Consider the following 764-nt stretch of genomic DNA (forward strand, 5'->3'; position numbering starts at 1 on the left):
CGAACTGGACGTCGACCTGTTGCGGCGGGAGATCGTCGCGGCCGCCAGCGAGTTCCAGTCGCCGCTGCTCAGGGTGGTCGAGGTGGACGGCGAGCCGATGCAGTACGTCGATCACGCGGCCGACATCCCGCTCCCCGTCGTCGACCTTCGTGGCGAGGACGACCCGGTCGCGGCGGCCCAGGAGTGGATGCACCGGAGCTACCAGGTCCCGCTCGACGTCGGCGCGGATCGACTGGTCGAGACCTCCGTCCTGTGTGTGGGAGAGTCGCACTACCTCTGGTACAGCCGCATCCACCATGTCGCGCTCGACGGCTACGGCGCCATGACGATGGTCAACCGGATCGCGCACCGTTACTCGGCCTCGGTGGCCGGTCGGGAACCCGATCCGAGTCGGCCCGCCGCCCTGCACGAGCTCTGCGACCTCGACGCGCGCTACCGGAACTCCGGCCGATTCACGGGGGATCGGGCCTACTGGGCGGAGCGAGTGCAGGCCGTCGAGGGATCGACCCTGGCCGACGAGCCGGCGCCGGCACCCGCCAGAAGTGACCTCGAGAGCGCCGTGCTGTCAGGGTCGGCCGCCGGACTGCTCCTCGATTCCGGCAAGCAGGCAACCCCGGATGCCGCGGTCACGATCATCGCCGCCTTCGCCTGCTACCTATCCCGCCTGACGGCGAAACCCGATGTTCTCGTGCAGGTTCCGCTGTCCGGCCGGACAACCGCCTTGCTGCGCAACTCCGGCGGCATGATGGTCAGCGTTGCGCCGC

The 764-nt window shown here is 69.6% G+C and carries 1 protein-coding gene; it reads left to right on the forward strand.

Translation table 11 applies throughout. From position 1 onward, the window contains the following. The coding region (locus tag AC1DQC_RS19790) for a condensation domain-containing protein (protein WP_477052939.1) at positions 1–764 on the forward strand (764 nt) is incomplete at both ends.

The organism is Cellulomonas sp. P4_H12, from assembly GCF_056400905.1.